The organism is Streptomyces sp. NPDC096132, from assembly GCF_044763345.1.
Classification (GTDB): domain Bacteria; phylum Actinomycetota; class Actinomycetes; order Streptomycetales; family Streptomycetaceae; genus Streptomyces.
In genome coordinates, this window is sequence record NZ_JBIWGA010000031.1 from 1 (window position 1) to 25,117 (window position 25,117).

Sequence of the window (25,117 nt, forward strand, 5' to 3'; positions counted from 1 at the left end):
GGAGTCACCCGGCAGGAAGAACCCGATCAGCAGGCCGGACTCCGCGAAGACGATGAGCAGCAGACCCCAGATGCCGAAGTTGTCGAGCAGGGTGTCGGGTTCCAGCCAGCTCGGTCCGAGGGCAAGAGTCGTCACGGTTACAGCCTCCTGAGGAGTGCAGGTCTCGGAAGGGTTCGCCGGGCCACAGACTCGTGCACCGCACACCCCCGTACCCCGCTGACCTTGGCACATCACCTCTTGGGGTGACATCCGTGAGATCACGTAGTCCACTACTGTCGGGACACCTCATCGGCGTCCACCACAGGGCGCCGGCCGTCGATGCGGCCGCGGGCCCGGCCGTAATTCGCTTGCCCTTGCCGCGAGTCAACGCTGCACTGTGGCCAGACACCCCGAGTCGTGGTGCCGGTATCCCGAGGAGGCAGCAGCGATGGAGATCCGTCCCACGACCGACAAGGATCTCGACGTCTTCGTCGACACAGTCCATGCCGCGTTCGGGCACTTCCCGGAAACCCCGATCGAGGGCGGCGGGCTCTGGTGGTCGGCGCTCGAAATGGACCGCTGCATGCTCGCCCTGACGGCGGACGGGCGGCCCGTCGGCACCGCCGCCACGCACTCCTTCGAGCTCACCCTGCCCGGTGAGACCCTCGTCCCGGCCTCCGGGGTGACCGCCGTCGGCGTCCTGCCCTCGCACCGGCGCCAGGGCGTGCTCAGCGCGATGATGCGGCATCAGCTCGCCGAGCTGCGGGCCCGCGGGGAGTTCCTTTCCGTGCTGCTGGCCTCCGAGGCCACGATCTACGGCAGGTTCGGCTACGGACCGGCGACCTACACGGCGCAGCTGAAGGTGCCGCGCCACGAGGCCGCCCTCGCCGTTCCCAGGGCGGGCGGAGTGGCCCACGCACCGGCGACCGGCTCGGACAACGGCTCGGTCGAGGTGCTGCGTCGGGCCGAGTGCGGCGAGATTCTGGAAGAGGTCTACGACCGGTACCGCCGCGCCCAGCCCGGCGCGCTGTCCCGGCCGCACCGCTGGTGGGCCTTGCGCGCGGGGCAGCCCCCGATCTCGCCGGCGCCGCGCTACGTCGCCGTCCACCGGGACACCGACGGCGTCCCGGACGGGTACGCCAGCTACTCGATCGAGTCCGGCACCCTGACGGTCGACGAGACCATCGCCACCGATGACGCCGTCTTCACGGCCCTGGCCCGGTTCGCACTCGAACACGACCTGGTCTCTCAGGTCGTGTTCAAGCACGTCCCGTCCGATCACCCGCTGCGCTGGCAGTTCGCGGACTTCCGCGCCGGCGAGGTGAGCGGCGACATGGACTGGCTCTGGGTGCGACTGCTGGACGTCCCGCGTGCGCTGACCGCGCGTGGCTGGTTCATGGACGGCGAGCTCGTCCTCGACGTCGAGGACCCCTTCCTCGGCGAGCACGGCCGCTACCTGCTGACCGTCCAGGACAGCAAGGCCGAGTGCGTCCCGACGGACCGGGAGCCCGACCTGTCCCTGGACGTGCGTGACCTGGGCTCGGTCTACCTCGGTGGCACCGCCCCGAGCACGCTCGTGCGTGCCGGACACATCCGGACCCACCGCCCGGGCGCAGCCGCCCTCGCTGACGCACTCTTCCGCGCCGAGCGTTCCCCGCACTGCCTGCACTGGTTCTGACCGCACTGGCAGACCCCGCACAAGTCTCGTTGAGCCTCCGCGAAAACCCGTTGGCGGACCACAGCGGCCGCTGCTATTTTTCCGGAGGCCGTGCGAGACAACGAGGAGGTGGTACCCGTGAACGCAGTATCGACATGGGTGCTCCCCTCCGGGGTCGCGGTCGGACGATAGGTCGTCCGGGAGCGCCGTTCAAGCGCACTCCCGAAAGGCACGACCATGCAGTTCACTTCCGAACAGCGCCTCGACGACGGCGTCCTCGAGCGCGAATTCACCCTCGGCGAGATCCCCGGCACCCTGTGGACGCCCGAATCCGCCGCACCGGCTCCGCTGATCCTGATGGCCCACAACAACGGCCTGCCCAAGGGGCAAGCCCGGCTGGTGGCCCGCGCCCGGCACACCGCGGCGTACGGCTACGCGGTGGCCACCATCGACGCCGCCGGGTGCGGCGACCGGCCCCGTTCCGCCGCCGAGGAGCAGGCCCGCGCCGACCTCCGCCGGGCGATGCAGGCCGGCGAGCCGGTCGACGAGATCTTCGAGTCCTTCATCGGCCCGCTGGTCGAAAAGGCGGCCCCGGAATGGCAGACCACTCTGGACGCCCTCCTTTCGCTGCCCGAGATCGGCAGCCGGGTCGGGTACTCGGGGTGGATGGCCCTCGGCATCCGGCTTGCGGTGGTCGATCCGCGCATCACCGCCGCCGGTTTCTTCGCCGGGGGTTTCGTGCCCCGCGCCCAGCGCGAGGAGGCCCCGCAGGTCACCGTTCCGCTGCTGCTCCTGCTGCAGTGGGACGACGAGGGGAACCCCCGGCAGCGGGCCCTGGACCTGTTCGACGCCTTCGGCACCAAGGAGAAGACGCTGCACGCCAACATGGGCGGGCACACCGGTACCCCTTGGTTCGAGCTGGAAGACACGCACCGGTTCTTCGCCCGGCACCTGAAGTGAGGCCGGGCCGCCAGGCCGGCAGCAGACGGTAGGCGGTGTAGGCCAGGATGCCGCTCATCGAGGACAGGCCCCGGTCGTCCTCGATGAGCGGTGGCCGGCAGATGCACGACCGCCGTTCGCGGCACACCTATCCCCTGTCGGCAGGTGTGCGCGAAGTGGGCACATGGGGTGTCGGTCTTGTGGCGGGTCCGGAGTCAGGTGGGCATGGGCATGCCATACTCGTCGCGGCGGCCACCCGCCTGACGGGCTGTCAAGTGGCAGGCCCGGCATGGCTGAGACACCTGGAGAGCGGACGCCTCGACAGGACGGGGGATCAGTTGAGCACGCATGACTCCACGCGCGGGGAAGGCGGTCCGCCGCGCACCCAGATCCGGCTGCTGGCCGCCGCGGGTGCGTTCGGCGCGGTGCTGCTGGTGGCCTCGCTGGCGGTGAACCTCAGTGGCGCGAACGACGTGACCTATCCGAGCGTCCAGACGCCGTCCGGGCTCTTACCGACGTCCTTCCCGTCCCTTCCGGGGGCGACCGACCTGCCCACCGATTTTCCGAGCTTCTCCCTGCCCACGGATCTACCCACGGATCTGCCGACGGATCTACCCACAGACATGCCCGGCCTGCCGGACCTGTCGGGCCTGACGGGAGGCGGCTCATGAAGGATTCACGTTTCCCACTGCTCCGGGACGACCCGCCGGCACGGGCCCGGGCGCTGCTGATCGCGCGCATCGCCGTCGCCGTCTACCTGGTCGAGCTGGTGCTCAACCTGACCCGGCCGCACCTGGCGCCCGACGAGCCGGCTCTGTCGATCTTCTACGACCTGCCCGGATCCTCCGGATCCTTCGGCCGGCTCCTGTCCACGCCGGAGATCGTGTTCTGGGTCGTGCTGGTGGGCATCGCGGTGGGTGCGGGCGCCCAGATCTACGCCGCGGTGACCGCACGCCGACGCGGCGGCGCGGGTGACGACGCCGCGGGCGAAGGCGGACGGCGGGCGATCGTGCTGACCTGGTTCACCCTGGGATGCCTGTTGCTGCCGTTCGGGCTGATATCCCTGACCGTGGTCTTCGAGTTCTTCCCGTATGCGCTGCTGTGCCTGCCCGGTACGGTCCTGGCCCTGGTCCTGCTGCGCGCGGTGGTGCGGTTCGGCACGGTGTCGTGGACGGCGTTGCTGCTCGCGTTCGCCTGGGGCGCGCTGATCGTCTTCGGGCTCGGCCGGGCCTACACCAGCCTGGCGTTCGGCACGGTCTACGGCTATGTGGGCCCCAGCGCCGACACCGACTTCAGTGGCGTGTCCGGCCTCAGCGACTTCACCGAAGGGCTCGACCACACCATCGACCTGCTGATCGTGCATCTCGGCGTCGTCAACGAGTGCGTCGTCGCGGCCGGTGTCGTCCTGCTGCTGACACTGCTGCGCCATCGCGTCACCGACACGGTGACGGGCCTGGTCCTCGGCGCAGCGATCGGGCTCGGCCACACCTTCGTGGAAAGCGTCCTGATCATCAAGCTCTACGGTTCACTGGGCGTCTTCTTCGGGCCCACCAGCGGCTTCGAGTACTGGATCCGCCAGTCGATCGGCCTGCTCGGCGGGCCGGTGGCGTTCGGGGCGCTGATCGGAGCCGGGTTCGGCGCGGCGGTGAGTGCCCGGCGACGCGGGTGGCTCGTCGCGGCGAGCCTGATCGCGGCGATCGGCGGGGCGATCGGCACCGAGGTCCTGTCGGGGTGGCTGGCGGGCGAGGCCCGCGACCACGTCGAGATCGGCAGCGCGTTCGACACTCTGGTGGTCTCGCCGTTCTTCTGGCTGCTGCCCCAGCTGCCGTTCATCGCGCTGGCCGTGGCCCTCCTCGTGACGGGCCTGCGCTCGCGCGCGCCCCTGCTGCGGGACGCGGTGGCGGCCGAGACCACGGCGGACGGGCCCATCACCGCGGCGGAGGCACCGGTCCTCGTTTCGCCCGTGCTGCGGTTCTGGGCGGTGGTGGGCACCTGGCGCACGTACGGCCGGAGCACGGCGCTGGCCCTGCACCGCCTGCAGTCCGCCCAACTGGAACTCGCGAGCCGGCAGGTGCGACAGGATCCGGAATCCGAGGCAGAGGGGGACGAGTTGAGGGCACGGGTGATGCGAGGGAAGCTCCGGCGCCAGGCGGTGAACCCGTGAGCCGCGCCGGTCGCGGCCGGAGGACCGGCGCGAGGCTGGCCGCGGGTGCGGCGCTGGCGGGCTGCGCCCTGCTGACGGTGCCTCAGCCGGCGTCCGCCTGCGCCGTCGGCATCGGTTACAAGCCGTCGGTGAGCATCGACGACCTGACGCACCGCAGGACGTGCTCGACCGGCACCTCCGCGGTCGGCGTCGCCGGCTTCACCACCTTGGCTCTGGGCGCGCTGGCGGCAGCGGGTCTGGTCGTCTTCCGCAGGGGTGAGCGGGAGACGAGCGGGAACCCGTCGGCCCTGACCGCCTACCTGGACGCGACGGGAGTGCTCCCGCCCTCGCCTCCGCAGGAGCGGGGCGATGCGACGTAACGCACGGCGCCTCGCCGCGGTGCTCACCGCCCTGGTCGTCGCCCTCGCGCCGGCCCTGGCGGGCGGTCCCGCGGTCGCGGCCACGCCCTCCCCCGAGGCCCAGAAAAGAATTCTGCTGGTGCCGCCGGGCAAGGTACCGACGGACAAGGAACTCGAAAGCATCGCCCGGAAAGTCGTCCAGGACGGCATGGGGCAGCAGTACTACCTGGCCAAGGAGAACTTCGACCAGCTCTCCTTCCCTCCGCCGAACACCTCCGTGGCGTTCTTCACCTTCAGCTGGATGGAGGAAAGCAAGGACCTGCCGGAGTGGGTGAAGGACGGCTACCGGACATTCCTGGCCAACCTTTCCACCGAAATCCACTCACCCAGTTCCGCGCCTCGGTGGAAGTATCCGCTGAGCGTCCGGATGCTGAACTCCGACGACTACTTCCTCGACGGCCTCTTCGAGCGACTCGGCGTGCATCCGGTGGACGGATACGGCAATGACCAGGTGCTCGAGATCGCGACCGGCAGCATGGGGAAGAACAGGCACTCCGAGGACGGCATGGACGAGTGGATGTCGCGCAGCCTGAGGGCCGCCCTCCTGAGGATCGCCCGTAACAAGAGCCAACGCCGCGCGATACCCAAGGCGATCAAGACGATCAAGAACGAGTCGGGAGCCGGCATCGTGGGCCCTCGAACCTACTGCAACGTCTGCCAGAAAAACGTCGAGGCCCGGGGATACGACTTCCCGAACGAGTTGTTCATCACCGAATTCGACGAGGCCGGGACGGCCCAGGCCAAGAGCGCCAATCGCACCCTCAAGCTGCTGTACCCGAAAATGGATTCCGAGTACGAGGCCTGGGAGAACGGCGCGGTCGACGAGGCCATGCAGAAACTGGGAATGACGGCCCCCTGCCAGACCGGGACGACCAACACCTCGTCGATGAACCTCGCGGCCCGGCCCCTGGCCGCCGGCCCCTGCGACGAGGGCGGCGGCAGCCTGGCCGGGGCCCTCGCCTCACAGACGTACGGCGGCGTCGACTTCTCCAGTCTGCAACTGCGGTACCTGTCGGACGACGCGGGATCCGGCGTGAAGTACGCGTTCTCCGCGCACGGCGCCGAGAAGGGGCTCGCGCAGGACTCCCGTTCCGGGCGCAGCGCGGTCATCGACAGCATGGCCGATCTGCGCACCTGGCTGGCGCTGAAGCCCGACAAGTTCTGGGTCAACCTCAACCCGGACGAGCCGGACCGCATCATCGACGCCCGACTCGGCCGGACGAACGCCGGACGCGCACTGCTGGAGGCCGACTGGCAGATGAAGCAGACCGAGGGGAAACTGCTGGACCCCAAGACCTCCTTCGGCAAGGAGTACTGGGAGAAACTCGGCAGTTCGGCGGGAGAGATCTGCTACTCCTCGCGGATGTGGATCGTCCCGGGTGAGGTGCGGGTCCACCAGGAGGGTTCCTCGCTCTACGTCCTCAAGGCCGACCTCGACGTGAAGGCCAAGGCCGAGAAGGTCGCCGGGCTGGGTCAGGGCAACTGCAACGCCGACCCCGCGGACACGGCGCGCAACGAGCGGCTCGAACGGGAGATGGTGGTGCCGAAGATCGTGAAAGCGGTCAACACCGCCCCCGAGTACGCGCCTTTGCGCCAGGCGTTCTTGGCCCGGGTCGTGGCGCAGTGGATCCGCGACCGGCACGACAGCGGCCACAGCACGTCCTTCGACAAGCTGATCGACTCGGGCGACCCGGGGCCCGCAGCGACGTCGGGGCTCTGGAAACCTCAGCAGGTCTACGACCGGTATCTCCGCTCGATCAAGGAAGGGGACTTCACCTACAAGCAGACCACCCGCGTCGGCAACACCGTCGTCACCTATGTGATGACGACCGGCGGGGTCGACTTCAGCAAGCTGGGCACGGAGAAGCTCAGCGCCGCCGACATGGACCGGCAGGTGCCCGGACTGGCGCAGGCACTGCGGAAGTCGGCCGAACAGCCCGTGAAGGCGTCGGACGGCTCGATCTGGCTGGGTGACATGGCCAAGGCGCCGCCCGTCAGCACCTGGAACCGGGTCGGCTCGTTCCTGGGCGGACGCACCGGCATCCTCGTCCTTCTGCTGGTGGCGCTGGGTGTCGTCCTGTTCTTCATCCGCGACGGCTCCGCGCTCCGGCGCAGGCCCTCCGGGTGAGGATGGCTGCGGCCCCCTCCCGCATGGGGTGCCGCAGCCGTGGTGACGGGTGTGGGTCAGGTCAGGAGTCGGGTCACCAGACGGGCGACTTCGTGGAGGTGGGTGGCTGCCGCCGGGTCGGCGCCGGAGAGCTCGGCGGCGGTGGTCAGGGCCGTGATGTCGGTGGCGGCGAGGTCGGCGACGGTGCGGTCGCCCAGCAGGTCGCGCAAGGGGCGGGTGCGGGTCGCGCCGCGCAGGGCGAGGGCCGGGGCGGGGGTGAAAGCCAGTCCACTCTGGGCCGCGCCGGGGGCGAGGCCCAGGTCCAGGCTGAGGACGATCTCCTCTCGGCGTCGCAGCTGCAGTTCGCGGAGGATGGCGTGGATGTGGGTCTTCACCGTCGACTCCCCCACCACGAGATGCGCCGAGATCTGGCGGTTCGTCAATCCGCGGGCGGCCAGCTCGGCCACGAGCCGTTCCCGGGGCGTCAGCCGGGTGCCGGCCGCGTCCGGTGCGAGCCGGGACGGTCCGGGCAGGCCGGCGGGCATCGCCGGGGGCGCGGGGCGGCGGCGCATCGCCTGCAGGAGCAGGGCGGCGATCCGCGGGCTGCACGACGACTCGCCGCGCACCGCCAACCGCACGGCGGTGACCACGTCGGGCAGCGGCTGGTCCGCGTCCACGAAACCGGCCACGCCGGCCTCGGCCGCCCGCACGACCGCCTCGGCGTGCGGCCGGTCGTGCCCGACGCCGATCCCGACGAGATGGGTGGCGGGCGCCGCACGGCGGATGGCACACAGCAGGGGCAGCACATCGGCCGTGCCGAAATCGAGCAGGGCCACGGCCGGCTCGTGCGGGGTGAGCCGGGCCAGCGCCTCGGCCGCGGTGGACGCCTGGCACACCAGCCGGAGGCCGGACTCGGCCTCCAGCACCGCCACCAGGGCGTCACGGTAGGCGCGCACCGGCAGCACGAGCATGAGATCGATCACGGCGCGCCGACACCTCTCCCCCGCGGACCACGGCCGGCGAACCCCGGGGAGACATGTTGGTGCTGGTGCATCCGTCTCCCTCCCGCTCGGCGTGGGCATGCCCGAGAGTCAACCGAAGGGGAGTCGAGGCGCTCGACGTACCGTCAGGTTAGGGCGGCATCCGGTATCTTGTCAGGTGATCTCACATTTGTCGGATTTTGACCTCAATTACCTCCGACCACTGCGTTCGTGGCCAGCCCGGCCTTGGTCGCGGCTGGTCGTCAGTGGACGTTCTCGTGATCGGAGCGGAAGGGCGTGGAGCGGCTGGAGGCGGCGGTGCCGCGGGCCGCCGCACGGGCCGCGGCGTCGGGGAGGGTGAAGGCGAAGACCGCTGTCAGCGCCGCGAGGGCGGCCAGGGCCAGGTAGGCGTGCTGGTAGGCCCCGATGGGAGGGTCGCCGACGGCCGCGGCGGGGGTGCCCAGGACGAGGGCCGTGGTGACCGCCGCCGGGGCGAGGGCGCCTCCGGTCTGGCGTACGACCGTGTTGAGGGTGGACGCCTGTGCCAGATCGTGCCGGTCGATGTTGGTGAGCGAGGCGACCGTCGTCGGCATGAAGACCCCGCCCATGGCGATGCCGAGCAGGAACATGTAGGCCCGGAAGGTCCACAGGCTCGTGTCCTCGTCGCAGGTGGAGAAGAACAGGAGGACCACGGCGACGCCGGCCAGACCGGACCCGACGATGACACGGGGGCCGACACGGGCGTACAGGACCCCGGCGACCTGGACGGTGAGCAGTACGCCGAACGCCTCGGGGAAGGTGCTCGTGCCGGACTCCAGGGCGGTGCGGCCCTGCGCCTCCTGGAGGAAGAGCGGACCGAGGTACATCGCGCCGAGGATCGGGATGAGACCGACGAGGTTGATCAGGTTGGTGTCGCGGAAGAGCCGGTCCGCGAAGAGTCGGAGTTTCAGCAGCGGTTCGGCGGTGCGCAGTTCGAAGGTGACCGCGGCGGCGAGGAGAGCCGCTCCGAGGATCAGCGCGGTGATCACGGGAGCGGAGGACCAGCCGCGGTTGGGGCCTTCGCAGATCCCGAACATCGCCGACCCCAGCCCGGCGGCGCTCAGCAGCAGTCCGGTGAGGTCGAACCGGCCGGGCAGGCGACCTCGCCGTTCCGACAGGAACACCATGCCGAACAGCACGACCGGCACGCCGACCGGCAGGTTGACGTAGAACACCCACCGCCAGGACAGGTGGTCCACCAGCAGCCCGCCGAGGACGGGAGCCGCCGCCGGGGCCATCTGCTGCGGAATGATCATGTACCGCGATATCCGCACCTGCTCGGAGGAGCTGAAGGTCGCGAAGAGCAGGGCCGCCGACGCGGGGAAGAGCACTCCGGCGGACAGCCCCTGGACCGCGCGGTAGGTGACGAGTTCGGCGAGCCCCGCCGCCGTACCGCACAGCAGCGACGAGCCGAGGAAGGCGGCGAGCGCGGTGAGCAGGACGCGCTTGGCCCCGAACCGCTCCACCAGCCAGGCGGAGGCGGGAATCGCCATGGCCAGACAGACCGGATAGACCACGACGACCCCGTCCAGGGCCGCCGTCGTCAGGTCGAACTGGCGGGCGATGGAGGGCAGCGCCACGGTGGTGATCGCGCCGTCGACGATGGCGATGAACGTCACGCTCACGCACATCACGGGGACGACCAGGCGCTGGCTGAGACGGAAGAGGGGGACGGGCGGGCGGGAGCGGCGGAGGAACGAGAGCACATGCTGAGCATACTCAGTATGTGTCTGCTCATAGAATCGGATATCCGGCGGAACGGGGAGACGGTCATGGCAGTGCAGGGCAGCAGCGACATCGTGGTCGACGAGCTCTACGAGACGACCCAGCGGCTGCGTCAGTTCGTGGAGGCGCGGCTGCGGACGGGCGGCGCCTCGGTCGCCCGACTGCGTGCCATGCGGATGCTCGCGCGAGCCGAACAGCCCCTTCGGATGCGGGACCTGAGCGAGATGACGGGGGTGTCGGCGCGCACCACGACCAGCATCATCGACAGCCTGGAGCGCGACGGACTCGTCGAGCGGGTCCGCCATCCGCACGACCGCCGCGCGTTCCTGCTGCGCCTCACCGAGAAGGGGGTCGAGTGCCACCGCGAGGCAGAGGCGGTGGACCGCCAGGCCCTCGCCGAGGCCACCGCCACCCTCACCACGGAGGACCGCACCCGGCTGCGGACCCTGCTCGCCCGCATCCGCGAGGCCACGTCCTGACGACACGCCCTTCGGACGGTCGACCGGAAAGCCACAGGATCCCGCGAAGGCCGCCGAGCGGTACGTGTCAGAGACGATTCCCACCGGGCGTGACATTGCCGACCGCCGTGCGCAGGTCTTCCTCTCCGGCGAGCAGCGGGGGCAGGGGGGTCGCGTTGGCGGGATTGAGCGAGTCGAAGAGGAGGGCGAGGAAGCGGGCACGCAGCGAGGGTGCGGTGCCGGGGAGGGCGAGGCCCGCGACGGCCATGACGAGGAAATGCGGGATGTCCTCGGCGGTGAGGTCGGGGCGGATCTCTCCCTCCTGCTGTGCGCGCACGAGGAGCGGCTGGAGTGACGCGCTGAAGTGCTGGAGGACGTCCACGGCGACGTCGGCGAAGTTGCCGGCGAAGGCGACGAGGCCCCGTTCCTGAGTGATCAGGTCGAGCAGCCGGGTGGCGATGTCCTGAAGCGCCTGACGGGTGTGAGGGGCGTCGGCGGCACGCTCGACGAGCGGGAGCAGGTCGGTTTCGAGGATGTCCTCGAGGACGGCCCGGACGATGGCCTCCCGGTTGGGGAAGTGGCGGTACAGCGTGGCGATGCCCACGCCGGCCTCTGCCGCGATCTGCTCCAGTGAGCCGTCACCCTTGCCCAGCACGGTCCGCCCCGCGGCGGTGATGCGCTCCACGCTGGAGCGGGCGTCGACCCGGCGCCGGGGCGTGCGGTCGTTCGTGGGTGCCATCCGTGATTCTTCCCTGTCCCGCGGTGAAAGCCGTCCCGGCCGGCGGCGATAGCAGTCTATCGCGCCGATAGCTCCCTATCGCTTTGATAGTCTCCTATCAGTTCGATAGTAGCCTCTCACTTCATGGCGCGGTCTGGACCGTCGGACCGCCGGACGAAGGGGAGAGCTGTGTCCGTTGTGCTGTATCGGCTGGGAAGGTTCGCCTACGGCAGACCCTGGTACGTCATCGGTGGCTGGCTGGCCGTGCTGGCAGCGGTCGTGGCGCTGCTCGTGACCAACCCGGTCAGGCTCAGCAACGAGGTGCGCATCGACGGCACCCCGTCCCAGCAGGTCATCGACGATCTGGCCTCCTCCCTGCCGGAGGCGTCCGGCGGTCAGGGCATGCTGCTCTTCAAGGCTCCGGAGGGCGGCCGGATCGACGACGCGAAGGTCCACGCCGCGCTCCTGACGGCCGTGGACGCCGTCTACCGCCACGACCACGTCGTCGACACCCGGAAGGTCCTCGCCCAGGAAGCCGCCAAGGGCGCGGACAGCCCGCTGCTGCAGGCCCAGGCGGCGGTGGCGAAGGCGGCCGGCAAGCCGGCCTCCGGCCCGACGCCCGTCCCGCTCCGGTCGGACGGGCAGCCCGTCCCGGGCGTGTTCGTCTCCGCCGACGACTCCACGGCCCTGATGCAGTTCCAGTTCGACGAGCAGACCTACGAGCTTCCCTCCGGGACGATCGACAGCACCGTCGAGGCCGCCGAACAGCGCGCCGCCCGCGGCGGCCTGGAGGTCCTGCCGTCCGCGTCGATGATGGAGATCCCCGAGATCGTCGGCGTCGGTGAGATCGCCGGCGTCGCCGTCGCGGCCCTCGTCCTGCTGATCACCCTGGGGTCAGTGGTGGCCGCGGGCCTGCCCCTGGTCATCGCCCTCGTCGGGGTCACGGTGGGGGTCGGCGGCGCCTTCACCCTCTCCACCGTGTTCGAGATCCACTCCCTCGCCGCGGTACTCGCCCTGATGCTGGGGCTCGCCGTCGGCATCGACTACGCGCTGTTCATCGTCAACCGGGAACGCCGGCTGATCCTGGACGACGGACTGGACGCGCACGAGGCGACCGCCCGGGCCATCGGCACCGCCGGAAGCGCGGTCTTCTTCGCCGGCAGCACCGTGATCATCGCCCTCGCCGGGCTCCTGGTCATCCGGATCGCCCTGCTCTCCACCATGGCCGTCGTGGCCGCCGCCACGATCGCGATCGCCGTACTGCTCGCCCTGACCCTGCTGCCGGCACTGCTCGGCCTGGTCAAGGAGCGGATCTGCCCTGCCCGGATCCGGCGCGGGGCGCAGCGGCGCACGCCGGCCGCCGAGCAGGGACGGGCCACCCGCTGGGGAACGCGGCTGGTCCGCCACCGCTACGCCGCCCTCGCGGCCGCGATCCTGATACCCGCCATCCTGGCCGTGCCCGCCGCGGGCATGAAACTGGGCCTGCCCTCCGGCGCCAGCTACAACCCCGACACCGGACAGCGCCGCAGCTACGAGCTGACCAGCGACGCCTACGGCCCCGGCTACAACGGCCCCCTCCTGGTCGCCGTCGACTCCACCACCGCCGGACGGGCCCTCACCCCCGAGACGCTCGCCGCGGTGACCTCCGAGCTGCGGGAGATCAAGGGCGCCACCTCGGTGTCCCTCGCGGGGATGAACGAGACCGGTACGACCGCCATCCTCAGCCTCGTTCCCGGCAGCGGTCCGAACGACGACGCAACCAAGGACCTCGTCACCGCCGTACGCGACAAGAGCGCGCGGATCGGCCGGGCCCACAACGCCACCCTCGGCATCACCGGGTTCACCGCCCTCGCGATCGACGTCTCCGACCGGCTCGCCGACGTACTGCCCCTCTATGTCGCGGTCGTGCTCGGGCTCTCCCTGATCGTCCTGCTCCTCGTCTTCCGCTCGCTCCTGGTCCCCGTCATGGCCACCCTGGGATTCCTGCTGAGCGTCTCCGCCGCGTTCGGCCTCACCACGGCCGTCTTCCAGTGGGGCTGGATGCAGAGCCTGATCGGCATCGACGCCACCGCACCGCTCGTGAGCCTCCTGCCCGTCATCATCACGGGCGTCCTCTACGGACTCGCCATGGACTACCAGATGTTCCTGGTGACCTCCATGCGCGAGGCACACGTCCACGGGGAGCCCGCGCTCAAGGCCACCGTCACCGGTTTCGCACGCGCCAGTTCGGTCATCGTGGCGGCGGCCACCATCATGGTCTCCGTCTTCGCCGGGTTCGTCTTCAACGCCCAGCCCATGATCAAACAGGCCGGCTTCGCGCTCGCCGTGGGCATCCTCGTCGACGCCTTCGTCATCCGGATGACACTCATCCCGGCCACCATGGCACTCGCCCGGGAAAAGGCCTGGTGGATCCCCGGTTGGCTGGACCGGCTGCTGCCCGATCTCGACGTCGAGGGCGACAAGCTGGCGCAAAGGATCCCTCTGCCTCACCCCACCCCCGCGCAGCCACACGCGACGGCGCGGAAGGCCGGGACAACCGGCTGACCGATGACAGGGTCGTGGGGGCGGGCCCGGCTGCTCTCATGCCCCGTGCGGGTGTGGAACCGGGCGACCATGGGCGGAAAGCGATGAGAATCGCCTGAAAGTAGTCAGCCTGCGTCGATCCGTGTTCGGCGGCGGACGTCGCCGGGCATCGTGGATACGAGGTGCGGCAACGGGGCCGCTCGTCGTCCTGCGCGGTGTTCGTCCCGGGGCGGCGGACACACGGGGCCGTGACGCCCCCGTGCGGTGCGGGTCCCCCGGTGGTCGCCGACCTCGTGGGTCCGGAACGGAGGGGGGACGAGCCATGTCGACATCCGGACGTGCCGGGCCTGGGTGGCTGCCCCGCGCCGTTCCCGGCCTGGTGGTGGGCGGGGCCGGTGCGCTCGCGGCCGGAGTCGTGATCGGGCTGGGGGTGGACGCCTCGGCCCTGGTCGGCTCCGAGGGTTACCTGTTCACGGCCTCCCTGTTGCTCGCCGTCGGCCTGTACGGCAGTACGTACGCGATCGACCTCAAGGCGCTGCGCGCCGACTTACCCGGAGTGGTCGCCGCCGTCACCGTCGGAGTCGTGCTCAAGGCGGCCCTGATCGCGGGCACGATGGCACTGGTCCTGCGGCGGCCCGAGGCGCTCGTGCTGGGCATCGCGGTGGCGCAGATCGACCCGCTGTCGGTGGCGGCCCTGGAGCGCGGCGAGCGGATGTCGCCGCGGGCGCGGTCGCTGTTGAAGGCGTGGGCGTCGTTCGACGACCCGATGACCGTGCTCCTCACGCTCTATCTCGCCGGGTACGCGTACGCGGCGGCCGGCCACGAGGGCACCCCGCGGATCCTGCGGGACGGCACCGGGGGCTATCTGACCGGCCTCGTGGCCAACGCCGCGCTGCTCGCCGCCGTACTGCTGCTGTGGTGGGCGGGACGTGCGGTGGCGGCGCGGCTGCCGGAGTCCCGCTCGGGCAGCAGGGCCGGGGCTGTGGCGGCGGTGGTGCTGGTCGTGGTGACGCTCGTGCTGGCGGCGGACCGGAGTCTGATGCTCGCGGTGGCGCTGGCGGGTCTCTTCGTGCGTTCCCCGCTGCTGGGCAGGCTGGTGGGCCGGGCGGTGGGCGGCGCGTATCTCGCCGCGTTCCTGGCGCTCGGGATGCTGCTCGCCCACGGCGTGGCCTGGTGGCCCGGGTTCGTCCTCGGGAGCGCGGCATTCGTGGCGCAAGCCGTGGTGGCGCTGGTGGTCATGCCGCTGTTCGTGCGCGGCCTGGAGCGTCGCGACCGGATCGCGCTGGGGCTCGGACAGCAGAACGGCATCACGGCCGTGCTCATCGCCCTCTCCCTGGAACGCGACTTCCCCGGCACCGCCGCCACCGTCGGGCCCGCCGTCATCACGGTCACCGTGCTCCACGGAACCGGACAACTGGTCCTCGCCCGGCTGCGCGCACCCGGCGGCGGGCCCGGGCCGCGCCGCCCGCGCGGGGAACTGGAGGCGGCCGGACCGCGTCCCTCCCCGCTGGAGGCCGGGGCCGACGACGTCCCGCAGGACGCGCAGCAGCGGTCCGTCGCCTAGTCCGCGGCGTTCCGCGGGCCGTGGAGGAGAGGAATCGGGGGCGACGGGCCGTCACGAACCGTCGTCCGAGGGGTGGGAGCAGGCCGTACGGGCAGCACGGCACGGCGGCCGGACGGGGAGGACGTATGCGGCAGAGGTCCAGGCCAGGCAGACCGGGGACGACGCGGCCCCGGCGTCCGCCGGGCGGCCGTCCGGCGACATGTGCCGGCGTCGCCGTGCGCGGGCCGGGCCGGGCCGCGCGGAGCGTGCTGGCGGTGTGCGGCGCGACGCTGGCGTTGGCCGCGGCCCCGGCGGCGGCCGCCCCGGCCGGTTCGCCGAGCCGGGACGTGCAGCTGGTGTACTGCCTCTCCGACGCGCACCGGGTGGACCTCGTCGCCGCCGCCGTACGCCTGGGGCTGCTGACGGCGGACTCGGGCGCGGACTCGGTGCGGACGGTCGGCGCGCGGCGGCGGATGCCGCCGCTGCGGTGGGCCGAGGTGCGCGAGGAGGACTTCGCGCGGGCCTGTTCGGCGCTGATGGCCGCGACCTCGGGAGCACCGGCGGCCGCCACGCCGGGTGCCGCCGAGGAGGACTGGTTCCCGACGTTCCTGAAGGGGCTGCCCCCGCTCGTGGTCGGTGTGCTGCTCACCCTGGGGGGTCAGATATTCGAACGCACCTCGTCCGAACAGCGGGATATGAAGCGGCAGTTGCGCAGCGAGGAGAGCGCCTTCCGTACGGCGGTGCGCGAGTACCTGGCCGACTATGAGGACGACGCGGGAGCCGACCACACCGCCGTACGCACCTCTCGCGAGGCGCTGACCGTCACCCTGGGCCGGTTGCCCGGCCCGAAGGCACGTCAGCGGGCCGCGCTGCGAGCGGCCGAGGGCATCCCCTTGGCCGATCCGCTGCCGCGGGTCCGTGACGGGGCGCCGCTGGGCATGGACGCCCGCGGCCATCTGACGCGGGCGGCGCGGGCCGAGCTGGACGGTGCGCTGCGCGCCGTGGTCGCCCTCGACCGGGGGCGGGTGCACTGGGGCTGGCGGACCGTGCGGGAGTGGTTCCCCCGGCGGAGCGGAGCCGCCGTATGACGGGGCCGGTGCCGGACAACCCCTACGCCGTGCATGTGCCGGGCAGCAGGGATCTGCTGCCCTGGCTGGCGCCGCAGCCGCTGGACGACCATCCGCTGGTGCCGTGGGCGGAGGAGAGCCACGCGGGCCTGTGGGTGGACGTCGACCACGCGCACGAGCGGGTCCGGCAGTTCGACCAATGGCTCGACCGGCTGCCGGAGGTGATCCTGCCCAACGTCGACACCGGCCATCTGGTGGTGGTCACCGGGCCGGTCGGCATGGGCAAGACGACACTGATCCACCAGTGCGTCCACCTCGCCCGGCAGCGGCTGGCCGACTACGCGCGGCGGGCCGCGGCCGCGCGCGGGGGCCCCGGCGTCATCCGGCCGCCGCAGCCTCTCGTGGCGATGACCGCGGGCTACGACAACCGCGACGACCGCTTCAGCCGGGACAAGCGCGGGCAGTTCGCCGCCACCGAGGAGATCAACCGCGAACTGCGCGACCGGGTCGTGGACACGCTCAACGGCAAGCTCCCCGCCGCCCCGCTGGCGAACATCCGTGACCAACCCGACGTCTACCAGGCGTTCCTGTCGCTGAGCACGCTGCTCGCGGAGCAGGACGCGCTGCTGTTGGTGATCGTGCCGCACATGGACTGGCGGGACCAGCGGGGCGGGGTTCGCACGGACTTTCTGCGCACGTGCCTGAGACACGCGCGCAGCCGGATCGTACTGTTCGTGGAAGTCAGTCACCACGATCCCCACAGGGCACGCGAGGTGGTCGAGGAATTCGGGGCCCACCCCGCACTCACGCATCTCTCGCTCGGCAGCCTCACTCCGGAGGACACCGTGAAGTTCAGCCAGTCGGCGCGTGGCGGGCACCCGGACCCCGATCCGCCGCTCTCCCCGCACGCCGACGCCTGGGTCCGCTCCGACGTGCGGCAGTTGCGCAAGCGTTGCTTCACTCTCGCCGAGGAGCAAAGACACCGGGGCGCGCCCGTCCTGGTCTCCCCGGCCGACCTCGGCGAGCCCGCCCTGGACCTGGCGGCGATGGCCCGCCGGCCCTCCTCCAGTGTCCCGGCGGTGCCCCGGCAGCCCGGCGCGCCCCAGCCGTCGTGACCGGTCCCGCACCCCGCGATCCCCGCATCCCACCGCCGCTCGGAACGCCGCAACCGGACAGACGAGGAGTGCCACCGTGGACCCAGTCAGTGGAGACATCTGGCACGGGAACCCCTTCCCGCTGATCCCTGTCGTGCGCCTGGGCCCGGCGTCCGACCTCGGTGAGGTGGCCGTGCGGGGCGCCGACTCCGGCAACGCGCACATCGACACCCCGCTGGTGCGGGACCTTCGGACGCTGATCGACGACTACTTCGCGCCGCCCGCCGCGGCGGGGCGGCGCGGCCGGGCGGTCGCGCTGGTGGGCGGGTTCGGCCTGGGCAAGAGCCATGCGCTGCGTCATGCCCACGAGTCGGTGCGCACCCAGCGCCCGGAGGCCGCGATGTGGATCGTGGACGAACCGGCCCAGGACATGGGGCGGTTGTACCGGGACCGGCTGCGCGGCCCGGGCGACACCGAGCAGGGCCGGCAGGCGTTCGAGGACCTGGTGCGGGACTACTACGCCTATGTGACGGCCGAGCGGGTCGGTGCCCAGGAGGACGATCCGCGCCGGGAGACGCTGCAGCAGATCGCGGAGGGGCTGCGGGACCGCAGTCTCGACCCGGACAAGGTGATCTCGGCGCTGCGCTACGACCCCGAGGTGATGCACGCCGACCTGCGCGGGAAACTGAGCGAGGTGACCGAGCACCGCCGGTTCGCGACCGCGCTGGCCCTGCTGCTCGAACCCGCGTTCAAGCGGATGGTGTGGAACTGGCTGAGCGGCGAGGAACCGGCCGAGGCGCTGCGCGAGCGGGGCATCACGGAGGCGCTCGGCCCCTCCGGCGGGGGCAGCGCGGCGGCGGGCATCGACCGGGCCTTCGACGCGCTCGCCGTGCAGGGCTTCCTGTACGGCCGGGTCGGCCGCGCCTACGTCCTGTTGGTGGACTCGCTGGAGAAGGCCCTGGACTGGCCGGAGGAGAACCGGCGCACCTTCATGGACGCCTTCGAACGGCTCATCAACATCCACACGAGCCACGGTGGTCTGCTCGTGTTCTGTACCTCGCCCCAGGGGCTGCGCGCCCTCAGGTCGAGCATCCACGAGCGGGTGGTGCAGTTGTGGCCCACCGGGCTGAACGAGCGGCACACCCGGGAGCTGGTGGCGGAGTACCTCGCCGCGAGCGGCACGCCGGCCGCCCGTTCGGGGCCCGCCGGCACGGGCCCGTTCGAGGACGAGTCCCTGCGGCTGCTGCACGAGCTGACCGACGGCGTGCCCCGCGAGGTGCTCCGGGTGAGCCGGCTCGCCTGGCAGCTCAGCGAGGACGCCGCGGGAGGGGTGCGGGAGGTGTCCGGGGCGACCGTGCTCAGGGCGGTGCGGGCGCTGCACGAACAGGTGTCGTTCCGGCAGGTCGTGGACGACGTGCACGAGGCGCTCGACCTGGGCCAGTGGCGGATCGCCTCCCGTGACCCGGTGCCGGCCCGGCTGTCGCGCTCTCCGGGCGACCGGGACGAGGTCCTGTACTGGCTGTCGCCCGCGCCCAACAGCTATCTGGCGGTGATCCACACCCGGTCCGTGCTGCTCGCCGACGACGCCGAGCGCATCGCGGCCCATGTGCACGGGCTGCGCAGCGCGGTGCGGCCGGGCCGGTTCGAGGCGCTGCTGGTGATCAACGGGCTGGCGTCGCAGCCGATGCAGGACCGGCTGGGCCGGGCGATCGGCTCACGGCCCCTGCTGTACCGGCAGAACGACTTCGCGCGCGCCGCGCACGAGGCGCTGCTGCAGTTGCAGCGACGGCTGCTCCAGGAACAGCGCGAGAGCGGGCTCGTGGAGCTGGGTGAGCGCATGCGACGGGATCTGGAGCAGCAGACGGCCGAACTGCGGGCGGTGCGGCGGAGTCTGGCGGCTCTGGCGGTGGAGGCGCAGACCGGTCACGCGCCGGTGCCCCGCGGCGTGGTGGCGGAAGCGGACCTGCCGGGCGTGGAGTTACCCGGTCCGGTCCGGCGCCGTTTCCGGGACGCGCTGGCCATGCTGGAGACGGTGACCCGCCGGGTCGCCGACCGCACCGCGGACCTGCGTACGGCGGCGACGCCCGCGGATCTCAGCGTGCTGGGCTGCGCCACGCTGGTGCGTACCCTCACCGAGGACTTCCGCAGCTCGGTGGCCGGGTGGGCACGGGCCGCGGCGCCGGGCGGGGCGACCGAGTTCCAGCTGGGCGAACTGCGCCGGATATGCCGGGAGTACGAGTGCGCGGTGGAGGTGCTGCCGGTTCATCTGCTGGGCGGTGCCGGGCCGCAGCACGCCCTGACCTCGGCCCGCGCGGTGGAGGTGCTGGCCGAGGAGGTGTGGGGGGCGCTGAGCACGGCCGCGACCTCGTGATCGGCCGGTCCCTCAGTGCGGTACCGGTATCCGGCCCACCGCCTGGGTGAGTCCGCGCAGGCGGCGTTCGGCGTTGCCGACCTGCCGTTGGTCGAGGGTGACCCCGACCAGGAAGGAGTCCGCCGCCGTCCAGTGCACGTACACCGCGCCCTCCTGTACGTCGAGGACGAGCCGGTCGACGGGGGCGTGGCCGACGACGGGCGGGGCGACCAGGGCGAGCGCGTCGGTGAGGCGGACCAGGTGTCCGCGCAGGCTGCGGGAGAGGTCGCGGTAGGCGGTGCGCCGGGTGCGGACGCTGACGTCGATGAACCGCGGGCCGAGGGCGTCGGTGTCGAAGACGTCTCCGACGCAGACCAGGGTCCAGTTCCGGTAGTAGCCGGCGTAGTGCAGGTCGGTGGTGTTGACGTGGGTCCGCCAGACGTCGCGCAGCTGGTCCTCGTAGGCGGTGTCGGGCTCGGCCGCGGTGCCGAAGTCGAGGTGCGGGCCGGTCGTGGCCCCGGCGGCGGCCAGGTGCGCCCGGGCCTGGTCGTCGCCTCCGAGCAGTTCGTCCGGCAGGGAGTGGATCTCCGTGCGGATGCGGGTGGTCAGCCGGTTCATGGCGGCGTCCATGGCGGGCACACCGGTGGGCAGGTCGGTGGTGGCCGCGAGGAACTCGCCGGGGCGGGCCCGGCCGCCCCACAATCCGCCGCGGGAGTTGGCGACGACCGTGCGCATCAGCTCTCCGGTGCCCAGCGGCCGCAGCACCGCTCCGAGGTCCTGGGCGCACAGCAGCAGCCGGCTGGTGGGCAGCGACTCGTTGTCGTCCTCGTCGCCGGCCTCGGTCACGGCACTGCTGAGCGGGGCCCGGGGGTGGCGCAGGACGGTGAAGTCGAGGATGCCGTTGCTGTAGTGGGACACCGAACGGATCTCGGGCGTCCCGGCGACCTCCTCCTCGCACAGGGCGGTGATCCGGCCGTGCCGCCTCCGGGTCCAGTGGGACTCGGTGAGGGTGTCGGTGCGGTGTGGTGCGGGCGCTGCCACGGTGCTCGCCTTTCGGTCGGTGCGAGGGGAGCCGGAGGGGGACGGACGGGTGGTCAGAAGTCGGGCAGCTCCAGGTCGATGTCGTAGCCGGAGGCGGGCTCCGGGCGACGGGGGCCGGTGGCGGTGAGGCGGTCCAGTTGGTGCCGGACGCGGCGGCCGTCGGGGCGGTGGGCGACGCCCAGGTCGCGCAGCCGGGTGAGGGCGGCGTGGGCGAGGTCGACGGCCTCCTCGGTGCGTCCGGTCGCGGCCAGCGTGGCGGCCAGGGAGTTCTCGGCGGCGGCGACCCAGGGATGGGCGCGGCCCAGTTTGTGGCCGAGGAGGTTCAGGGCGGTGCGGCCGACCTCCTCGGCCAGCCGCAGCTCGCCCGTGGCGCGCAGGTAGACGCCGTGGCGGACCTGGCACAGGGCGGTGAAGGGGTGGCCGGGTCCGAACCGCCGGGCCAGGGTCTCCCCGCAGAGCCGGGCCTGTTCCTCGGCGTCGCCGGGCTTGCCGAGGGCGTGCAGGTCCGCCGCGTAGCTGAACTGGCAGCGCAGGGTGTCGAAGCGGTCGGCGCCGAACCGGCTGACGTACAGGCGCAGGGCTCGTTTGTCGCGTTCGTGGGCGAGTTCGTAGCCGTAACGGGGATCCTTGACGGCGGGGAAGCCGTCGGCGAGGCGGCGCTCGCTGATGGCGAGGCCGACCTCCGTGCGCAGGCGCTCGCCGTCCCAGACGTCGCCGTGCCGGCGCAGCCGCTGCCGCAGCAGGTCGTGCGCCTCGCCGACCCGGCCGGCCGCGCGGTAGAGGTAGGCGAGCAGATCGGCGGAGTCCCAGGCCGCCGCGTCGTCGACGCCGCCGACGGCCTGCCGGTACCGGAAGCGCGACTGGAGGCGGGTGAGGCCGGAGGCGACGCGGCCGGTGAGTGCCTCGGTGAGGGCAACGTTGTGCTCGACCTGCAGGGTGGCGTGGTGTTTCCAGCCCAGCAGGATCTCCAACTGCTCGAGTGCGGGCCGCAGTTGCAGGAGGGCGTCGTCGAAGCGGCCCAGCGCGCGCAGGGTCGCGGCGTAGGAGTCGGCGGACAGCAGGGTGCGCGGATGGGTGGTGCCGAGCAGCCGGCGGTGGCCGGCCAGGGCCTCCTGGGCCAGGCGGCGGGAGGTGTCGTAGTCCCCGCGCAGCCGGTGGGCGCGGGCGGTGAAGTTCAGCAGCCGCAGGTACTCGGGCGACTGTTCGTCGTCGTCGGCGCGCCAGGCTGCGTGGGCGTGGCCGGCGATCTCCAGGAGCCGGTCGAGGTCGGCGGCCTCGCCGCGCTGGCTCAGGGAGCTGAGGTGGCGCAGCAGGGAACGCCGTACCCGGGGCCGGGGGTCCTCCCAGAGGCTCAGCGCGTACACCTCGCGGGCCCAGTCCGCGGGCAGATCCTGGTTCTCCTGCGGCGCGTACTCGGCGAGGATGCTGCGCAGGACGGACTCGATGTGCCTGCGGTCGTCCTCGCTCATGCCGGCCCGGATCAGGTCGCGCAGTCCGTGGTGCTGTGCGAGCGGCTGTGCGGTGCGGTCGAAGTCGACGTCGAGCAGGCCGACCTGGGCCAGTGCCCACAGGGCGACGCTGACCATGTGCTCGTCGGGCAGCTGGACGTCGTCGGGCGGGCGGGGGGCGGCGGACGGGTGGCTGGCGTCGTCGTCGCGGGCCAGTTCGGAGAGGATACGGCGCGAGCGCAGCAGTTCCAGCCCGATGCCGCGGCCGGTGAGGAGGGACGCGGCGTTCAGCAGCCAGCCCGGCGCGTCGTGTTCGGGGCTCTCGGCGCGCCAGGCCGCGGCGCCGGGCGTGGACTGTACGACACGCCGGGCGACCTGGACCATCACGGCGACCGGGGACACCTGGTCGGACTGTTCCAGGAGCGCGGTCTGCCCGGCCCGGTACTCGCCGAGCAGATCGCCGACGGCGGCGCGGACGGCGGCCACGGGGTTCAGGTGGTCGTCGCGGGCGTGCACGGCGGCGCGTTCGGCCAGGCAGTACGCGGCCAGGTGCAGCGCGTGGGGCACGAAGTCGACGACGTTGCCGATCTGGCCGGCCTGCTGTTCGGTGATGCCCGGCACCCGGTCGGCGAGCAGGGCGCGGCTCTCGTCCGGTGTCATCGGCGGGGCGGCGAAGGGGACCAGGTGCGGGGGCCGGTCCTCGGGCGCGCCGTCGGCGGGGGCCCCTGGGGGTGCGGCCCGGCTGGTGATCAGGACGTGTCCGCGCTCGTGGGGCACGGGCAGCAGGCCGTGCAGCTCGGTGGGGTCGAAGGCACCGTCGTAGACGAGGAGCCAGCTGCCGATGTCGTTGTCGGGTCGGGAGAGCCGGGTCAGCAGCCGGGAGACGCGGGAGGGGCCGGTGCCGAGTCCGTCGGCGGTGGCGGCCAGTCGCCCGGCGAGCCGGCCGAGGCCCCGCTCGGCGCGGTCGCGTCCCCAGGAACGCACCCACCACACCACGTCGTAGGCGGCGCCGTAGCGGTGGCACAGTTCGTGCGCGGTGTCGCTCTTGCCCCAGCCGGAGGGGCCGTGCAGCACCAGGCAGGCGCCGTCGCGGCCGGCCGCGCGGACCTCCTCGTCGAGCCGGGCGAGCAGGTCGCTGCGGTCGATGAAGGAGCCCACGCGCGGGGCGACGTTGTTGGTCCTGGGCAGCCGCGGGAAGGGCGCCGCGCCGCGGGGCGGCTCGGGGGGCTCGGCGCGCAGCCGCAGACCGCCGTAGAGCCTGCGCAGCGCCTCCTCCTCGCCGGTGTCGCGCAGGTCGATGCGTTCGTGGTGGGCGGCCTCGGTGTGGGGGAACGGCTCGTCGAGCAGCACGATGAACACATCGGTGTGGGAGAGCGCGCCGATCTGCGTGAGAAGGGTGTCGTCGCCGTCGTCGGGAGAGAGGAAGAGCAGGGCGTGCCCGGGGTCGGGGCGTTCGCCGGCGTAGGTGTCGGCGCGGCGCAGTTCGGTGCGTACGCCCTGGGTGGCGAGCCGGTCGCCCAGCCAGTCGGCCCAGGGGGCGTGTCGGGTGGAGTGGACGACCGTGACGTCGGTGAGCCGGGCGGTGCGCCGGTCGCGCAACCAGTCGGCCAGCCGCTCGTAGTAGGGGCGCAGCCCGGTGACGGTGCCGATGTCCTCGGTGTGCACGGCGAGACTGCGGCTGTCCTGGTAGAGCGGGTTGTAGGGGATCTCCAGGAAGGGGATGTCGCTCTCGCCGAGCGTGCGGGCGAGCGGGCCGAACTTGCGGCGCACCCGTTCGCGTGCGTTGCGCAGCCGGTCGTGCACGCCGATGTCGCTCTTCAGACCGAGCGCGAGCAGGCGTGCGGGGCGGTCCGCCCGACGCTGGGTCAGGTCCTCGGCGAGGGCGGCGGCGCCGTCGATGGACCAGGCCGTCATGGCGAAGCACACGACGAGGGCGTCGGCGTAGGCGGCCTGCCGGGTGGTCTCGGCCGCGTCGGGCGTGTCGGGGACCGGCTCCTCGATCAGGACGTGGTCGTACGCGGCGGCCACGGGGTCGTCCGTGAGGGCGGCCAGTGCCTCGCGGCCGCGGACGGTGATGCGGTGGACCTCGCCGGGCCGGGGAGCGGGTGTCGGGCCGGGCCGGTCGGCCGCGCCGACGCGGCCGTCGACGAGCAGGACGCTGCGGCTGCCCTCGGCGAGGATGTCGGCGGCGTTGCGCAGCGTGGTGCTCAGGCCGAGGTTCTCGGACGTGGCGAGGAAGGCGGTGAACGGCCCTGGACGCTCGAAGCGGTCGGGACGAGCCGACGGGCTGTTTCCGTCCAGGGGGTTGACGTCAGACATGACCTCTCCGCTCGACAGACATGACCTCTCCGCTCGACGCGGCACGACAGGGATCACTTGCGGATGCCTCCGGCGGCTCCACGCCGGAGACATTCGCACCAAAAGGGGTCATACAGGGCTTCGAGTATAGGGGTGGTGCGTCTTTCCGCCGGTCATGCGCTCTCCTTGTGCCCGGTGACGAACGGGTCGCCGTCCGCGGAGCCCGCGCACACCCGTCGCAGCACGTCACCGAGCACGGACTCGGGCAGAGCGGCGAGTTCGTCCGGGGTGAACGCCGAGAGGTCCAGGACGGGCGACTCGATGTCGGCCTCCGGCTCGTCGTCCGCCACGACGCGGGCCGCGCCTTCGGCTGTGGCCATGGGTCCACTCCATGCGGTCTCGTGGATCCCGCCGCGCCGGCCTTGCGGGCGCCTCGGGTTCCGGCGGAATACGGGAAGGCGATTTCAGCGTACGCCGCGGGCCACGTCAGGTCAGCCGTCCGGCCCCCGCCGACTGCGGCAACTGCGCTGCCGGAGGCGTTCGTTGACCGATTAGCGATGTTGACGCTGCTCTCCGGCGGGCCGAATAC

At 72.1% G+C, this 25,117-nt stretch carries 18 protein-coding genes; 12 read left to right on the forward strand and 6 right to left on the reverse strand.

Features of this window, described 5'->3' with window-relative positions:
• Positions 1–427 precede the first annotated feature (427 nt).
• The 6 genes from ACIRF9_RS43825 to ACIRF9_RS43850 all read left to right on the forward strand — a co-directional run bounded on the left by ACIRF9_RS43825 (position 428) and on the right by ACIRF9_RS43850 (position 7,265).
• A complete protein-coding gene (locus tag ACIRF9_RS43825) occupies positions 428–1,657 on the forward strand; it encodes a GNAT family N-acetyltransferase (RefSeq protein WP_403834613.1) in 1,230 nt (409 codons plus the stop codon).
• A gap of 216 nt (positions 1,658–1,873) precedes the next feature.
• Positions 1,874–2,596 (forward strand): dienelactone hydrolase family protein, encoded by a 723-nt coding sequence (locus ACIRF9_RS43830; protein WP_403834616.1) that lies wholly within the window; start codon positions 1,874–1,876, stop codon positions 2,594–2,596.
• A 47-nt stretch (positions 2,597–2,643) separates the two neighbouring features.
• Positions 2,644–3,246, forward strand: coding sequence for a hypothetical protein (locus ACIRF9_RS43835; RefSeq protein ID WP_403834618.1), 603 nt, complete (start codon positions 2,644–2,646; stop codon positions 3,244–3,246).
• Positions 3,243–4,739, forward strand: coding sequence for a PrsW family glutamic-type intramembrane protease (locus tag ACIRF9_RS43840; protein WP_403834621.1), 1,497 nt, complete (start codon positions 3,243–3,245; stop codon positions 4,737–4,739). The genes ACIRF9_RS43835 and ACIRF9_RS43840 overlap by 4 nt, the downstream gene beginning before the upstream one ends.
• Positions 4,736–5,098, forward strand: a complete 363-nt coding sequence (locus ACIRF9_RS43845) for a hypothetical protein (protein ID WP_403834624.1) — start codon at positions 4,736–4,738, stop codon at positions 5,096–5,098. Before ACIRF9_RS43840 ends, ACIRF9_RS43845 begins: the two co-directional genes overlap by 4 nt.
• A complete protein-coding gene (locus ACIRF9_RS43850) occupies positions 5,088–7,265 on the forward strand; it encodes a hypothetical protein (RefSeq protein ID WP_403834626.1) in 2,178 nt (725 codons plus the stop codon). The genes ACIRF9_RS43845 and ACIRF9_RS43850 overlap by 11 nt, the downstream gene beginning before the upstream one ends.
• A 56-nt stretch (positions 7,266–7,321) precedes the next feature.
• Here the strand turns inward: ACIRF9_RS43850 and ACIRF9_RS43855 are convergent, their stop codons facing one another.
• Both ACIRF9_RS43855 and ACIRF9_RS43860 read right to left on the reverse strand, forming a co-directional pair.
• Positions 7,322–8,227, reverse strand: coding sequence for a LuxR C-terminal-related transcriptional regulator (locus ACIRF9_RS43855; protein ID WP_403834628.1), 906 nt, complete (start codon positions 8,225–8,227; stop codon positions 7,322–7,324).
• A gap of 260 nt (positions 8,228–8,487) precedes the next feature.
• Positions 8,488–9,882 carry a DHA2 family efflux MFS transporter permease subunit gene (locus tag ACIRF9_RS43860; RefSeq protein WP_403834768.1) on the reverse strand — a complete coding sequence of 465 codons (1,395 nt, stop codon included), beginning with the start codon at positions 9,880–9,882 and terminating at the stop codon, positions 8,488–8,490.
• 153 nt (positions 9,883–10,035) lie between these two features.
• On the opposite strand from ACIRF9_RS43860, the gene ACIRF9_RS43865 reads away from it, so the two are divergent.
• Positions 10,036–10,467 (forward strand): MarR family winged helix-turn-helix transcriptional regulator, encoded by a 432-nt coding sequence (locus ACIRF9_RS43865; protein ID WP_403834630.1) that lies wholly within the window; start codon positions 10,036–10,038, stop codon positions 10,465–10,467.
• 67 nt (positions 10,468–10,534) lie between these two features.
• Here the strand turns inward: ACIRF9_RS43865 and ACIRF9_RS43870 are convergent, their stop codons facing one another.
• Positions 10,535–11,185, reverse strand: a complete 651-nt coding sequence (locus ACIRF9_RS43870) for a TetR/AcrR family transcriptional regulator (RefSeq protein WP_403834632.1) — start codon at positions 11,183–11,185, stop codon at positions 10,535–10,537.
• 168 nt (positions 11,186–11,353) lie between these two features.
• Here ACIRF9_RS43870 and ACIRF9_RS43875 point away from each other — a divergent pair, with 168 nt between their 5' ends.
• The 5 genes from ACIRF9_RS43875 to ACIRF9_RS43895 all read left to right on the forward strand — a co-directional run bounded on the left by ACIRF9_RS43875 (position 11,354) and on the right by ACIRF9_RS43895 (position 19,762).
• Positions 11,354–13,708: an MMPL family transporter gene (locus ACIRF9_RS43875; RefSeq protein ID WP_403834634.1), complete on the forward strand. Its 2,355-nt coding sequence runs from the start codon at positions 11,354–11,356 to the stop codon at positions 13,706–13,708.
• 301 nt (positions 13,709–14,009) lie between these two features.
• A complete protein-coding gene (locus ACIRF9_RS43880; protein ID WP_403834636.1) occupies positions 14,010–15,251 on the forward strand; it encodes a hypothetical protein in 1,242 nt (413 codons plus the stop codon).
• Positions 15,252–15,466: 215 nt separating this feature from the next.
• A complete protein-coding gene (locus ACIRF9_RS43885) occupies positions 15,467–16,318 on the forward strand; it encodes a hypothetical protein (protein ID WP_403834638.1) in 852 nt (283 codons plus the stop codon).
• Complete coding sequence (locus tag ACIRF9_RS43890; RefSeq protein WP_403834640.1) at positions 16,315–17,412, forward strand: hypothetical protein; 1,098 nt, start codon at positions 16,315–16,317, stop codon at positions 17,410–17,412. Before ACIRF9_RS43885 ends, ACIRF9_RS43890 begins: the two co-directional genes overlap by 4 nt.
• Before the next feature lie 76 nt (positions 17,413–17,488).
• Positions 17,489–19,762: a hypothetical protein gene (locus ACIRF9_RS43895; RefSeq protein ID WP_403834643.1), complete on the forward strand. Its 2,274-nt coding sequence runs from the start codon at positions 17,489–17,491 to the stop codon at positions 19,760–19,762.
• 12 nt (positions 19,763–19,774) lie between these two features.
• Here the strand turns inward: ACIRF9_RS43895 and ACIRF9_RS43900 are convergent, their stop codons facing one another.
• The 3 genes from ACIRF9_RS43900 to fxsA form a co-directional block, all read right to left on the reverse strand.
• Positions 19,775–20,782: a hypothetical protein gene (locus ACIRF9_RS43900; RefSeq protein ID WP_403834645.1), complete on the reverse strand. Its 1,008-nt coding sequence runs from the start codon at positions 20,780–20,782 to the stop codon at positions 19,775–19,777.
• Between the two features lie 53 nt (positions 20,783–20,835).
• Positions 20,836–24,549 (reverse strand): FxSxx-COOH system tetratricopeptide repeat protein, encoded by a 3,714-nt coding sequence (fxsT, locus tag ACIRF9_RS43905; protein ID WP_403834648.1) that lies wholly within the window; start codon positions 24,547–24,549, stop codon positions 20,836–20,838.
• Between the two features lie 152 nt (positions 24,550–24,701).
• Positions 24,702–24,908 (reverse strand): FxSxx-COOH cyclophane-containing RiPP peptide, encoded by a 207-nt coding sequence (gene fxsA / locus ACIRF9_RS43910; protein ID WP_403834651.1) that lies wholly within the window; start codon positions 24,906–24,908, stop codon positions 24,702–24,704.
• Positions 24,909–25,117: the final 209 nt, after the last annotated feature.

Bases quoted from the DNA above. Each gene is read 5' to 3' on its own strand.
- ACIRF9_RS43890 (WP_403834640.1), top strand. From the start codon at position 16,315: ATGACGGGGCCGGTGCCGGACAACCCCTACGCCGTGCATGTGCCGGGC.
- ACIRF9_RS43880 (WP_403834636.1), top strand. From the start codon at position 14,010: ATGTCGACATCCGGACGTGCCGGGCCTGGGTGGCTGCCCCGCGCCGTT.
- ACIRF9_RS43850 (WP_403834626.1), top strand. From the start codon at position 5,088: ATGCGACGTAACGCACGGCGCCTCGCCGCGGTGCTCACCGCCCTGGTC.
- ACIRF9_RS43835 (WP_403834618.1), top strand. From the start codon at position 2,644: ATGCCGCTCATCGAGGACAGGCCCCGGTCGTCCTCGATGAGCGGTGGC.
- ACIRF9_RS43870 (WP_403834632.1), bottom strand. From the start codon at position 11,185: ATGGCACCCACGAACGACCGCACGCCCCGGCGCCGGGTCGACGCCCGC.
- ACIRF9_RS43840 (WP_403834621.1), top strand. From the start codon at position 3,243: ATGAAGGATTCACGTTTCCCACTGCTCCGGGACGACCCGCCGGCACGG.
- fxsT (WP_403834648.1), bottom strand. From the start codon at position 24,549: ATGTCTGACGTCAACCCCCTGGACGGAAACAGCCCGTCGGCTCGTCCC.
- fxsA (WP_403834651.1), bottom strand. From the start codon at position 24,908: ATGGCCACAGCCGAAGGCGCGGCCCGCGTCGTGGCGGACGACGAGCCG.
- ACIRF9_RS43865 (WP_403834630.1), top strand. From the start codon at position 10,036: ATGGCAGTGCAGGGCAGCAGCGACATCGTGGTCGACGAGCTCTACGAG.
- ACIRF9_RS43830 (WP_403834616.1), top strand. From the start codon at position 1,874: ATGCAGTTCACTTCCGAACAGCGCCTCGACGACGGCGTCCTCGAGCGC.
- ACIRF9_RS43825 (WP_403834613.1), top strand. From the start codon at position 428: ATGGAGATCCGTCCCACGACCGACAAGGATCTCGACGTCTTCGTCGAC.